The organism is Liquorilactobacillus vini DSM 20605, assembly GCF_000255495.1.
Taxonomy (GTDB): domain Bacteria; phylum Bacillota; class Bacilli; order Lactobacillales; family Lactobacillaceae; genus Liquorilactobacillus; species Liquorilactobacillus vini.
Genome location: NZ_AHYZ01000131.1, coordinates 1 through 13,712 on the forward strand (window position 1 = coordinate 1; position 13,712 = coordinate 13,712).

Annotated in this window: 11 protein-coding genes; 3 read left to right on the top strand and 8 right to left on the bottom strand. The window is 31.9% G+C overall.

The features are described from left to right. Window positions 1-182 precede the first annotated feature (182 nt). Window positions 183-1,271, top strand: a complete 1,089-nt coding sequence (locus ON15_RS07595; protein WP_010580894.1) for a GntR family transcriptional regulator — start codon at window positions 183-185, stop codon at window positions 1,269-1,271. 57 nt (window positions 1,272-1,328) lie between these two features. Here ON15_RS07595 and ON15_RS07600 read toward each other — a convergent pair whose 3' ends face one another. The 8 genes from ON15_RS07600 to rbsK all read right to left on the bottom strand — a co-directional run bounded on the left by ON15_RS07600 (window position 1,329) and on the right by rbsK (window position 11,765). After that, window positions 1,329-2,342 (bottom strand): aldose epimerase family protein, encoded by a 1,014-nt coding sequence (locus ON15_RS07600; RefSeq protein ID WP_010580895.1) that lies wholly within the window; start codon window positions 2,340-2,342, stop codon window positions 1,329-1,331. A gap of 71 nt (window positions 2,343-2,413) precedes the next feature. Next, window positions 2,414-3,838 carry an L-arabinose isomerase gene (araA, locus tag ON15_RS07605; RefSeq protein ID WP_010580896.1) on the bottom strand — a complete coding sequence of 475 codons (1,425 nt, stop codon included), beginning with the start codon at window positions 3,836-3,838 and terminating at the stop codon, window positions 2,414-2,416. A gap of 18 nt (window positions 3,839-3,856) precedes the next feature. Continuing rightward, window positions 3,857-4,585, bottom strand: a complete 729-nt coding sequence (locus ON15_RS07610; protein WP_010580897.1) for an L-ribulose-5-phosphate 4-epimerase — start codon at window positions 4,583-4,585, stop codon at window positions 3,857-3,859. A gap of 23 nt (window positions 4,586-4,608) precedes the next feature. Further along, window positions 4,609-6,216 (bottom strand): xylulokinase, encoded by a 1,608-nt coding sequence (locus ON15_RS07615; RefSeq protein WP_010580898.1) that lies wholly within the window; start codon window positions 6,214-6,216, stop codon window positions 4,609-4,611. Between the two features lie 36 nt (window positions 6,217-6,252). Further along, on the bottom strand, window positions 6,253-7,635 hold the full coding sequence (locus ON15_RS07620) for a sugar porter family MFS transporter (protein ID WP_010580899.1): 1,383 nt from the start codon (window positions 7,633-7,635) through the stop codon (window positions 6,253-6,255). 1,108 nt (window positions 7,636-8,743) lie between these two features. Beyond that, window positions 8,744-10,099, bottom strand: coding sequence for an L-fucose:H+ symporter permease (gene fucP / locus ON15_RS07625; RefSeq protein ID WP_010580900.1), 1,356 nt, complete (start codon window positions 10,097-10,099; stop codon window positions 8,744-8,746). Between the two features lie 344 nt (window positions 10,100-10,443). Then, entirely contained in the window at window positions 10,444-10,839 is a 396-nt protein-coding gene (gene rbsD, locus ON15_RS07630) for a D-ribose pyranase (protein WP_010580901.1), read from the bottom strand. After that, entirely contained in the window at window positions 10,839-11,765 is a 927-nt protein-coding gene (gene rbsK, locus ON15_RS07635) for a ribokinase (protein ID WP_010580902.1), read from the bottom strand. The genes rbsD and rbsK overlap by 1 nt, the downstream gene beginning before the upstream one ends. A gap of 617 nt (window positions 11,766-12,382) precedes the next feature. On the opposite strand from rbsK, the gene rbsR reads away from it, so the two are divergent. Further along, the gene (rbsR, locus tag ON15_RS07640) at window positions 12,383-13,405 is read left to right on the top strand and encodes a ribose utilization transcriptional repressor RbsR (protein ID WP_010580903.1); all 1,023 of its coding nucleotides are present in this window, start codon (window positions 12,383-12,385) and stop codon (window positions 13,403-13,405) included. A gap of 98 nt (window positions 13,406-13,503) precedes the next feature. Beyond that, window positions 13,504-13,677, top strand: coding sequence for a hypothetical protein (locus ON15_RS11785; RefSeq protein WP_010580904.1), 174 nt, complete (start codon window positions 13,504-13,506; stop codon window positions 13,675-13,677). The last annotated feature ends 35 nt before the right edge of the window (window positions 13,678-13,712 follow it).

Sequence of the window (13,712 nt, forward strand, 5' to 3'; positions counted from 1 at the left end):
TTCTAACTGTTTTATTTTTAAATGTCAATAAAACATTGAACGTTAATTATCTATTCTTGCAAAAACCTTCAAGGACTTTTTAAGAACAGATAAAATAATTTCTTTTGCCTATCATCTCTCAGAATGTTAAAATTTATAATAACATGTTCTTTCAAAATATTGTAGTGGGGTCAAATATTGAAATGGAAAGTAAATATCAAAAAATAATACGAGTTTTAAAGAATGAAATTTTTTCTGGTAAATATAAAATTGACAGCAAATTACCAACCGAAGCGGAAATGACTAAAGAATTTAACGTTTCACGAGATACTGTTCGCCGCGCTGTTGGACAATTAGAAAACGAAAATGTCATCTATCGAATTCAGGGTGCTGGAATGTTTGTTGAAGACTGGCATAAAAAAAGAATAACTAACAATCGTGAAATTATTGGCGTAATTACTACTCATATTGCCGATTACATTTTTCCAAAAATAATTTCTGGCATTGATCATATAGTCTCAAATTATGGTTACTCACTAGTGATTAGTAATACCCATAATAATCATAAAAAAGAACATGAAAGTTTAATAAATATGCTTGAGTTGCACGTTTCTGGCCTAATAATCGAACCAACCCAAAGTGCTCTACCTAATCCTAACCTCGAACTTTATCAAGAAATAATTTCTGATGAAATTCCCGCGATTTTTATCAATGCAAAATATCCAGGTGTTAAATTTCCTTCATTAACAACCGATGATGAACAAGGAGAAAAAATTCTAATTCAGCATTTATTTGATCTCGGTCATGAAAGAATTTTAGGAATTTTTCAAGTAGATGATATTCAGGGAGTTCATCGAATGAATGGATTTGTAAAAGCATGCCAAGATCATCTTGATATATCATACAAAAGCAATATTATTATGTACAAATCAGATGATGATTTAAAAAAACTATTTGAGCAAGTTAAGGGATTTTTAGACCTTAAACATAACCGCCCATCTGCAATTGCATGTTACAATGATGAATTAGCAATTAAACTAATTAATTTTTTAAAAAAATCAGGTTATTCAGTTCCTAATGATCTTGCCGTTGCCGGCTTTGATAATTATGAAATGGCACCATATATAAGTCCCTCATTAACTACAGTTACACATGAACAAGAAAATATGGGCAAAAAAGCAGGTCAAATGATTTGTGATTTGATAAATAAGAAACCTGTCTCTTCCGTTATGTTTGAACCTGAACTAATTGTTCGAGACTCAACTAGAAAAATAAAAAACCATCCATTTTAGGTTAACAGATGGCTTAATTTATTAAAATTAACTGAACTCGTTTGTTTGAACTAATTTTTAAAAATTGACTTTATACTTTATATATTCAGTTCTCTTTTCTTTGGGATATAAAATATCGTCATTTGGAAAAGCAACTTGATTAATACCATCAGGTAGATTTTGAGCTTCCGTGGCTACGCCCATCCATGGATGTCCATTTTCTGTTAACAACTTCATGTTTTTGGTAAAGCTATTAGCCGTAAACAAAACTAACCCATTTCGGTTTGAAAATATTTCAACCGATTTTTTATTAGCACTTAATTTAGCAACTCTACCATTTGAATCAGGTTCAACAAGAAAAATGTCGTCAAAGCCCTTTTCAGATGTATTACTTAACTCTTTTATTGCATCTCCTAAAATCCGTTCTTTAGAAAAATCAAATGGCGTTCCGACATTAACTAAAAATTCTCCTAAAGGTAATTTATCATTTCCTAATTTTAAATGCTTATCAGAATTAATTTTGATTTTGTGATTAAAAATAGTTTCTTCTTGCGACAAATTCCAATAGACATGCAAAGTAGGATTAAATAAAGTTACTTTATCCGAAATTGCCGAAAAACTAACTTTGATTTCATTATCCTCATTTACACTGTAAATAATTCTAACTTCAATATTTCCCGGAAAACCACCTTCACGCTCAGTAAATCGGTGTCCCAAAATTATTTTATTATCATGAATGGTTCCATTCCAATTAACAGTTGAAAAACCCTGTTTACCACCATGAAGAACGTTACTTCCTTCATTAGGCTCAATTTTATATTTTTTATTATTTAACATAAACTTTCCTTGAGTTAATCGACCAGCAGTTAAACCGATTGCCATACAAACATAAAATGGATTATCATAATATTCATTTATCGTTTGAAAATTTAAAACTAGATTCTTTCTTCCTTCTTTAGTAGGCACTGAAACTTCATAAAGGATGCCACCTTGACTTAAAACTGAAATTTTTACCCCATGTGAATTTTCTACAGAATATTGGTAGACATCATTTCCTCTAAAAGTTCCAAAACTAAATAAATTAGTCTTCATTGATTTAACCTTCTTTCTAAAAATGCGAACATCTTTAAGGATGCTCGCATTTTAAACAAATTTAACACGCTTTATTTGATTTCTACTGATTTAATACCAAACATTTTTGCTAAATCAGCAATTTGCTCCTCAGAAATATTAAATGATAAAACTGTATGATGACCACCACCATTTTCCATCCAAGCTAAAGCTCCTTCACGAAGACCTACTTTGGGAGTCCACATTTGTTTAGCAACCGGCAAATTGGGTGTTTCTGCTTCCGGTTTACGTGCATCTACAGGGTAACTAATCAACTTAAAGCCATTTCGAAAATCTGACAAAGTTACATCAATTGCTTCTCCCTCTGATCCAGTAAAGACTAACCGAGCTGGATCTGCTTTGCCACCAATATCTAAAGGATGGACTTCAACACATGGTTTATCACTGGCAATTGAAGGATCAACTTCAAGCATATGTGAGCCTAAAATTGCTTCATGCCCTTTGCGTAAATCAAGCGTATAATCTTCCATAAAAGCGGTTTTCTTATTATGAGATACAATCTTCAAAAGACGATTTAAAGCTGCCGTCTTCCAGTCACCTTCAGCTCCAAAGCCATAACCTTCACGCATTAATAGTTGAACTGCCAATCCGGGTAGTTGATCCATACCCCAAAGGTCTTCAAAATTAGTTGTAAAGGCAGTGTAACCACCCTTTTCAAGAAATTGCTTAATACCTAAAAATTGTTTAAGTTGAGTTTTAACTGAATGAACATACTCTTTCTGATCATTGTTACCTGGATTTAGTTCATAGTCATTCTTTAATTTTTCATATTCATTTTCTACTTCATTTTCAGAAACAGCATTAATTGTTTGAACTAAATCTCCAATGCCATAATAGTCTACTGTCCATCCCAATTTAATCTGGGCTTCAACTTTATCACCCTCAGTTACAGCAACATTTCTCATAGTATCACCAAAACGGCAAACCTTGATATGGAAGCTTTCATTGTAAGCTACAGCTACATCTTCCCAATTGGCAATTTCATTTTGAACTTCTTCATCACCCCAGAAACCGTATACAATTTTATTCTTAACACCTAATCGTGCATTGATGTAAGCATATTCCCGATCACCGTGAGCACTTTGATTTAAATTCATATAATCGAAATCAATTGTCTTATATGGAATATTATTTAAATACTGTGTTGCTAAATGCAGCAAAGGTTTTTGTAAAAGTTTTGTGCCACGAATCCAGTTCTTAGCTGGTGAAAAGGTATGCATCCAGGTAATTACTCCAGCAACTTTATCATTATAATTTACTTCCTTCATAAACTTAGTGATACCATCAGCTGTCGTCATAACACCTTTATATGCAATTTTATATGGTAACTTATGACTTGCATTCAATTTATCTACAATATCTTCCGCATCTTTTGATACCTTTTTTAATTGTTCATCGCCATACAAAAATTGGCTACCAGTAACAAACCAGAATTCATAATCTTTTACTTTCAACATATTAAAACACTCCTTTGATTAAATTTTTTTTGCATGATTTTTTGAGTGGGCATTGTTTTGACCATAATAAGCATCTTTACCATGTTTACGATAATAGTGCTTGTCTAACAAAAACTGTGGAACTTTAATATCTGCTCTGGTTAACTGAAGTGAATGATAGGCCATTTGAGCAACAACTTCTAACACTTTAGCATTATAAACTGCAGCTTTAGCATCTTTTCCCCAGGTAAATGGACCATGTTGACGAACTAAAACTGCTGGAACAGCTTCTGGATCTAAATCTTTTTCATGAAAAGTTCTAACAATTACCTTACCTGTATTTTCTTCATAAGCAGATTCAATTTCTTCCTTTGTTAATGCATCAGAAACCGGCACATCTCCATAAAAAGTATCTGCATGTGTAGTACCCAATGCTGGAATATTAACTCCAGCTTGAGCAAAAGACACTGCCCATGGTGAATGAGTATGAACAATCCCTCCAATGGATGGAAAAGCATTATATAAAACGGTATGGGTAGGCGTATCACTTGAAGGATTTAATCTTCCTTCAACAACCTCTCCTTTCAAATTGACAACTACCATATCGTCAGGTGTCAACTTTTCATATGGTACACCAGAAGGCTTAATTACAAACAACCCTTTTTCTCGATCAATTTCTGAAACATTTCCCCAAGTAAAAGTAACTAAATTTAATTTGGGCAATTGCATATTTGCTTCATAAACTTCTTTTTTTAATTTCTCTAACATTTCTAATTCACTTCCTTTCAAATTTACAACTTTTCAACTGCTGTTCTTTCAATAGCCAAGCCTTTTTTATATAACTTAATAAAATTACGATATCCACTGACACCATGAGGATCAGGCGTTAAAGTCATTGTTTCTGGATTAATGAAAACATTTTGATCTAAGAAATCAGATAGTGTTTTCTTGCTTGTATTATTTTCCTGATATAAAACATATGCAGCTAAAACTGCCATTCCCCATGGCCCACCTTCATCGGCAGTTTTCATAATAGTAATTGGCGTTTCTAAAGCATCTGCCAGAACCTGCTGGGCAATAACCGGTGTCTTAAATAATCCGCCTTGAGCAATAAGAACATTTGTTTTTACGTTCTCTTCTTTCATTAAAATGTCCATACCAATTTTCAAGGGAGCAAATGCACTATATAGATGCGCTAACATAAAATTAGCTAAATTAAACTTACTTTCCGGTTTTCTCACTACGAGAGGTCGTCCTGCTGGCATTCTGGTAATATTTTCACCAGATAAATATCCATAACTAATAACTCCACCCGCATCATTATCTGATTTAGTTGTTTGTAACAATAAATTTTCATAAAGTTCACTATTCTTTAAGTGAATTCCCAACCGTTCTGCAAATTCTTTGAAAATTCTTACCCATGAATTAATGTCAGATGTACAGTTATTAATGTGTACCATAGCTACCGTTGATCCAACCGGAGTAGCAACAACATCAATATCCTTATGCACTTTTTTTAAAGGCTTGTCCAAAACAATCATCGAAAACGCTGATGTTCCAACCGAAATATTTCCAGTTTTTTGACGAACACTATTTGTTGCTACCATTCCAGTTCCAGCATCACCTTCAGGAGGAGCCATTAAACTGCCTGGCTGTAAAATTCCGCTGGGATCAAGTCTTTTAGAGCCAGCAATAGTTAATTTTCCTGCTACCTGGCCAGCCTGCAAAATTTGAGGTAGAATTACCTCCACTTTCCAATTAAATTTTCTAACTTCAGCTAAACTTGAAAACTTCTCCAAACACTTTTTCGAGAAAGTCCCTTTAATATTGTCAATTGGAAACATGCCAGAAGCATCACCAATTCCGAGCACTTTTTCTCCGGATAACTGCCAGTGAACATATCCAGCCAAAGTTGTTATAAAATCAATATCTTTAACATGTGCTTCATTATTCAAGATAGCCTGATAAAGATGAGCTATACTCCAACGTTGAGGAACATTAAAGTCAAATAGATCCGTTAATTTATCAGCTGCTTGTTCAGTCATATTATTTCTCCAAGTTCGAAATGGTACCAATAGCTGATTAGTTTTCGAAAAAGGCAAATAGCCATGCATCATAGCACTCACACCAATTGCCCCTATTTTCGTAAGTGATGCGTGAAAACGACTTTGAACATCCGCTGAGATCTGCGCATAGCAGCTTTGAATGCCCTTCCAAACTTCATCAAGCGAATATGTCCAAACACCATCCTCTAATTTGTTTTCCCAAGTGTAATCACCACTAGTAATTGTTTGTGAATCATTTGTAGTTAAAACTGCCTTAATTCTTGTTGAACCAAGTTCTATGCCCAAGCAAGTCTGACCTTTTTGAATTTCTTTTGAAATCAATATCAAATCCAATCTTTTCACTTCCTTCTTAAAATAAAACGCATACATTTATTTTCTAACGCCTTGTTCCTCAATTTCTTCAAGTGTATGCCCACGTGTTTCAGGAACGAAGAACTTAACAAATAGAACGCCCATAATACAAATAACTCCAAAAATTGCAAAAACTGCTTCTTGTGACATATTTGCAGTCATGATTGGGAAAAGCAAGCCTACTAAAAATGAACCTATCCAGTTGAATGAAGATGCTGTTCCAGATGCTCGCCCACGAATTGCTAAAGGAAAAATCTCACCAACCAGCACCCAGGTTAACGGAGCCCAAGTGAATGAATAAAACGCGACATATAAACAAAGGAAGAAAACAATCATCATTGGATTTACAGACGGAATAAGTGATTTAATTATGGCCGGAAGTATAAATGAAAGTCCCATAACAGTACCACCTATCATCAAAAATGTTCGACGATTAAATTTTTCAGCAATAACTAAAAACAATAAAGATCCGGCTACTAAAATCACACCTTGAATAACTGGCCATAACAAATTTGAACTTGCAGCATGACCTGTCGCTTTTTCAACAATTAGAGGAATGTAATAAAAAATTGCATTTGCTCCTTGGAATTGCTGAAAAGCTGCTACACCTACACCTGCAATCACTAAATACCGATATTTACCACTAAGAAGTGTTTTCCAAGTAACTCTTTTACTTTGCGTGCGTTCTTCCTTGACTGTTTTACTAATTTGTTTCAATTCTGAAGCGATTTCATTTTCAGGACGAATATATCCTAAAACTGTCTTAGCTTCTTCATCTTTATTATTTCTAACTAAAAATCTTGGAGATTCAGGTAACCTTAAAACTCCCAAAAATAAAATTAAAGCTGGAACTGCCGCTAAACCAAGCATCAATCTCCATGCAAGTGTCATTTGAACATTTCTCAATAAATAATCTACAATGTATGACAATAACATTCCAGATGTAATCATAGTTTGATTAATTCCTGAAAGACTCCCTCTTAATCTTGCTGGAGCCATTTCTGACATATATGCAGGAACTAAAGCTGATGCAGCACCAACTGCTAAGCCAAGTAAAATCCTAACAAAAATCAAATAAAACTGACCATCATGAGGAGCTATTCCTGATAAAAGAGAACCTACGACAAAAATAAGTGCTGAAATTAAAATCATTTTACGACGACCCAATTTATCCGAAATTTGACCAGCAATTGCACCACCAAAAATTGCACCAAACATTACAGCTGAAGTAATCCAACCAACGATAGTAGCATCGTTCCCTAAACTCCAATCCTTTTCCAAAAATGGCAATGCCCCTGTCATAACTCCAATATCATATCCAAATAAAATTCCACCAAAGGATCCAAAAAAATAAATAAATTTACTTGATATTTTCCTTTTACTTGAATTTTCATTCTGCATCGACATAACCTCTTTAATTTTAAATTATCAAAAAGCGCTTTCATTTGACAAATTCATAATACAACATTCGTACGTATAAATCAACACAATATTTAAATGAACATACAAAAAATTTGTTTATAAGGTTGCTGACAGATTGAGGACTTCTTCAAATTAGTCAATACTTGTTACCTTGATCGTAGTTAAATTCAAAGTCACGACTGCTTTTTTGCGCATTTTGAGCTGTTAATGATGGTCTATGATGTCCTAACTTGCAACAACGAGAGTCAATTTATTACCCGATGGATAACTTATTCTTTGAACTTAACCGTGATTTGACTGATTTTACGCTAATTGTCAATGGTCATCAGAAGAAATTTCACAAGGCTTATTACTTGAAATAGGCGAAACAATCATAAGTTTTATCACCATTTATCGCAAAGTTTATGCAAGTCTATTTGATAAACCAGCTTAAGCCCAGAAAATCGTGGTGTTATTCGTAAATTACTTCATCGAGATAGCCTCACCACAAATTCCAATTACTAATATAATTCATGAACGTCCTGAAGCTGCCATCAAAAGAACTGAATTTGGTCATTGGGAAACTGATATCGTGATAAGAAAAGCAGGACAATCTTGTTTAGTAACCCTTATAGATCGTAAATCACGCTTTTTAATTGCTAGTAAAGCAACTAAAAAAATTCTGAACCAGTGACAACTGAGTTAATGATAATGTTTGAAAGAATTGATAAAAGCAAGCTTAAAACCATCACACCGAGTTGAAGAAAATTTTCAAAACATATTCAATTAACGGATTTGCAAAAATATTTACAGTCATTATTGGAGTCAAACAATTTTGGAGCAGTTCATAAAATATTTGGATAGTTACCTACATTGGTACAATGAAAAAAGGGATAAGAGTATCTGCTAGTATCAGTTCCTCACAGTGCCAGAAACAAAACAGATATAATTAAATTGATCCAAAAAAACGTTCGTACCTCCTTTATGATATTCTTAGACTGACCTTGACAATTTTCATTTATGCAAAATAATATCAAGCCCTTAAACTTCCAAAAAAATCTAAAAGTTTAAGGGCTTGAAAAATATTTGAATAATTTTTAATGCAAAATCAACTCTCAGTAATTTGCTGTGGATGTTTTAAATCATATTTATATTCAAAGAAAAAGTAAATTGTAACTAGTACATAACAAATCGTGGGAACAATAAATGAGAATTGCATTGATCCTGTAATATCAGAAACATAGCCCTGTATGGCAGGCACTACAGCTCCCCCAACAATTGCCATAACAATAAATGCACCGGCTGTTTCTGTGAAGCGTTTATCTGTAACTGTATCAAGTGTATGAGCATAAATTGTTGGCCATTCGGGTCCAAAGAAAAAGCTAGTAAAAATAGCCATCCAAACAGCAAACATACTAGGTATAATTGTAGTTAAAATAAGTGTAATAGTACCTAAACCTGAATAAATAGTTAATACTTTAGTAACAGAATACTTATTTAAAAAGTAATTAGCACATAATTTACCAATAAACCAAGATATATACGAATAAACCATGAAAGTACTTGCGTATGAATCCGTAATTTGATGATTCAAATCTAATGCCAATCTAATGGTAAACGACCAAACTGTTGTTTGCATTCCAACATATATAAACTGAGCTAAAACTCCCTTTTTGAATCTATTATTCTTTACTAGATGTTTAAATGTTTCTCTTAGAGAAGGTTGACTATTAATTTCTTTTTTCAAGCTTACAGCTTTACATTTAGGCATTGGAGTAATTGCTAAGATAATTAACATAGCCACTAAAATAAATAAAATGTACTTATATGGTTGCAATGTTAACTGTAACATTTTTTCACCATAAGCAATTCTTGCTTCCCCATGCATATGACTCATGGTTTCTGATAAATTACCAACACTACCAAAAATTAGATACTTGCCCAAAATAATTCCAGCTATATCTCCTAATGGTACCAATGTTTGTGAAATGTTAAGTCTTAAATTTGCATACTTTTTCGATCCTATCATCGAGCTATAAGTGTCACAAGATGTTTCTAGAAAACTTAATCCTACGGCTATTGCAAAAATTGCAGCTAAAAACATTGTATAAGTTGCTACTTGAGAAGCTGGAAAAAACATTCCACAACCTATAACGTAGAAAATAAGTCCCATCATAATTGCAAACTTATAACTTTGCTTTTTAATTACTATTGATGCTGGAATCGCTATCAAAAAATAACCACCATAAAATGCACTTTGGACAAAAGCAGTAGATGCATCATTTAAAGTGAAAACACTTTTAAATTGTGTAATTAAAATATCATTCAAAGATGCAGCTGCTCCCCACAAAGGAAAAATTAAAGATACTAAAACAAATTGAAAAATAGGAGTTTTATTTAAATAACCGTTTGCTAATTGTTTCCAACCATGTGTTTCTTCTATTAAATAATTATCACTTTTCACTTTTTTACCTCCTCGTACTATATGTTTATAAGTTACAAATCATTATAAATATACTTGTTTTTTGAACATCACATAATAGTCTCTAATTGTCATTAGCTTTGGTCAACTGGTATAGGTTCTTCCCAATAGGACAACTAATCGAATAGACTACCAGATGATCACCATTATTAAATAGTAAATTTGCATTTACAATAAAAAAATATACAGTATAATTATTTTGAATTACTTAATAGATCTTCAATAAGGATGTTTATTAAGCAATTACTATCAATGTCAGCTTGAAGTAATTTCCAACAATTGAAGCCCTATTTAATTGTTAAAACTTACTTATATGGCTGGCATTTTTAAAAAGTTACACCTGATTCTAAAATTATATTTGAAAAAGAGGTCATTTCACCTGTTCTAATAAATGCATGACACTTTTTTAGACTTTTTTTTAATTCTGCATGTGGCATATATTCAATTTCTACATTAGGTAAGATTTTTTTAATAGCTTCTAATTGATTAGGGTTCTGTGCTTTAATTTCATTTGCTAAATAAATTTTTTGAACCTTTAGTTCAGATAAAACGTTTTTTAAAACATCTATAAAACTTGGAATTCCTTTAGTTAGTGCTAAATCAATTTTAGGTGTTTCTGCAGGTACCGGCATACCTGCATCACCAATGCTTAACCAATCCATATGTCCCATGTTAGCTATAACTGCTGATAGTTGTGAATTAATGACAGTTGTTTTTTTCATTATTTAAAATTCTCCTTAAATTTATTTTTAATTTCTAATAAAGTTGGAATTGAAACTTGGGCTCCCAAACGTTGTATAGTTAATGCACTTGCTTTTTGTGCATAATCTATCGCACTTGTAAAATTATTCATTGTCAAATTAAGCTTTGCTCCAAAGGCTCCAATGAATGTATCTCCTGCAGCTGTTGTATCAATTACACTTACTTTTTCAGCAGGCACAACTTTTTCCTCGTCATTAAAGGAATAAAATACTCCTTTATTACCCAAAGTTATAATCGTTGCTTTAACTCCAAAATTATGAAATTTTCTTGAATTTTCTTGCATAGATTTAAAATCCTTTACCTTAATGCCGGTAATTTCACTACTTTCAAATTCATTAGGAATTATAATATCAGTCAACCCTAACAATTCAGTATCAATTCTGTTAGCAGGTGCAGGATTTAAAATTGTTTTTTTCCCATATTTATGAGCTAATTTAAAAACTTCTTTAGTTGCTTTTTGAGGCGTTTCAAATTGAGCTATAATAAAATCTGAGTTAATGATTTTATTTTCCTCTTGATTTATATCCAGTGAATCAAGATGCCCATTTGCTCCTCCATAAACTACGATACTATTTTGCCCATTCTTATCTAATATTATATTTGCAGTACCAGTTCCAATTCGCTTTTCAAGCTTTATTGATGAAACATCAATTTTTTCCTCTTTCAAAGCTTCGATTAAGAATTTTCCTTGCTGATCATCACCCACTTTACCTATAAAATATACTTTAGCACCTGATCGTGCAGCTGCTACCGCTTGATTGGCTCCTTTCCCACCTGCAGTACTACTCTTATTTAGTGCCTTAACAGTTTCTCCAGGTAATGGAAAACTATTAACTTGTAAAGTTGTATCGATATTTAAACTTCCTACAACAGTAATCCTATTCATTGCAACTATCACTCCTTTTTTTATTAGTAAAACGTTTTACTATGTAAATAGTAGTACTCATTGTAAGCGTTGTCAATAAATGGTGAGCTTTTTTATACCCCAATTTTCAATTAAAGTACGACAATCATAGTTCTTTGTTTATTAGTATAGATATCCAAATCCTTCATAACTCCTGTCGATTCCATAAAATTTTAGTTTTGGATATACTTAAGCTTTGAAGTGTTTAATAAATTTAATGTTAAAATGATTTTAAAGAAACATTTTTATAGAATCAAACATGAAAAAATATTGCCATAAAAATATGTTATAGAAATAAAAGAGAAAGGCATAGACCTATATTTTGCTGGATGTAAGGTCTCTGAGTCTACAAATAATTTTGGCGTAACTATACAAACAATTTCTAAATTAAAAAGTCGTTAACTTTGATATTAAAAAAGGTACCTCAAATTTTATGCTAATTCCAATATATTACAAATCACTTTTTTATCAATTTTTCACTAGAAAAGGAAACTTTTATTTACACAAAATTTCTTGACACTCCCATATTTTGAAATCCTATGATAAAATTAATTTAATTGACAGATAATTTTAAAAATTTATACAACAAGGAAAAAGCAATGAAGAAAAAAGCCACAATAAAAGATTTAGCTAAGATGTCTGGTGTTTCAATAACTGCAGTTTCTCAAATTTTAAATGGGAAAGGGCAACGTTTTAGTTCGAAGACAAGACAAAATGTAATTTTAGCTAAAAATAAATTGAATTATATTCCAAATTATAATGCCCGAAGTTTAGTTAAAAAGGATCTAAAAACAATAGGAATTATTGTGCCAGATATTGGTAACTCATTCTTTAGTACCTTAATTAAGGGAATTCAGGAGATTTCAAAGGAAGAAAACTTCTTACCATTAATTTTTAATTCCAGTCATCAATCCAAATTTGAAAATTATTACTTAAATAAGCTTGTAGAAAGAAATATAAATGGAATAATTATTGCAAGTCCTTTAATTACAGCCAAAGCAATTCATGATATACTGGAAAAAAATAATATTCCGTATTTAGTACTAGATCAAAACTCTTTTGTACATGGTGATAGAATTTATGTTGATGATTTTCAAGGTGGAAAATTAGTTGCTAAACATTTAATAGAACTTGGACACAGAGATTTTATTGTCGTTATGCCAAAGAAGTCCCCAAATAATGTTGATTCACGTCTACAAGGATTTAAAAATGAGTTAAATAAATTAAGGGATTCTTTTAAGTTAAACGTTATTTATTCATCTCTTACTAAGGACGGAGGTTATCTAGCTTCTAAAAAAATTTTAAATTCCAAAAAGCTAATACAATCAACCGCTATTTTTGCGATTGATGATGAGATAGCTTTAGGATTATATCGAGGATTTATTGAAAACAATATTAAAATACCAGAAGATTTTTCGATAGTTGGTTATGATGATATTGAAATAGATAATTACATTTTCCCAAAATTAACCTCTGTTAAACAACCTACAAAAGAAATTGGCATTCAAGCAGCCAAATTATTAATTAAAAGAATTAATAATCCAAAAAAAAATGAGCAATTTATAAAACTATCCGTAAAATTAATAATTAGAAATAGCACAAAAAGTTTAGCTCATTATTAGGTAAATTTCATTGCAAGCATCTAATAACCGACCGTCTATAAAAGAGTATATTTCAGCGGTAAAATTACCTCATCAATAAAGAATGATGAGGTGTTTTTATGACCAATAAACCTGATGTTGTTCAGATCAAAATGGATAAATCCTTTAATCCGCAGACTTCGGCTCCTACTAAAGCTTTTCAAGTTAGAGTTAATGATAATAAATCTGTTATCGTGTATAACCGCATCCAGGGATACATTTTAGATTCCTTAATCAAGGCGATTTTCAAATGATGTTGCTTGATATGCGAAAAATTAAGGGTATTTAG